The organism is Polaromonas sp. P1_G2 (assembly GCF_056405515.1).
In genome coordinates this window covers 1-421 of record NZ_JBFUBY010001335.1, presented here as the reverse complement: position 1 = coordinate 421, position 421 = coordinate 1, and the positions used below count along the sequence as shown (strand labels likewise).

Sequence of the window (421 nt, the reverse complement as noted above, 5' to 3'; positions counted from 1 at the left end):
GCCTCGCGGTTTGAGCCGACGGCAAAGAGGTAGCGCCCCCAGCGGCTATGGTGCAGCAAGACATAAGCGGGCACGCCGACGGCGATCACCATCCAGAACAGGCTCGGTATGCCGAGGAAGTCAGCCAGCGAGAACGAGGTGAAATCATCATTGTTGATGTTGATGGTCGAGCCATTGGTGATCAGCAGTCCGATACCCCGGAGTGCCGTCAGTGTGGCAAGTGTAATGATGAAGGGCGGCAAGCCCATGCGTACGATGCCGAAGGCGTGAAAACCGCCGATCGCGACGCCAATCAGCAGGGTCAGCACGATCGCCAGCCACATGGGAGTGCCGGCCTGCATCAGCCAGGCGATGACCACGCTGGAGAAGCCGACGACGGCGCCTACGGAAAGGTCGATGCCGCCGGTGATGATGACGAAGG

The 421-nt window shown here is 61.0% G+C and carries 1 protein-coding gene; it reads right to left on the bottom strand.

The features are described 5' to 3' along the window. Window positions 1-421: ABC transporter permease (locus AC1D0P_RS30430; protein WP_477680138.1), on the bottom strand; the 421-nt coding region annotated here is incomplete at both ends.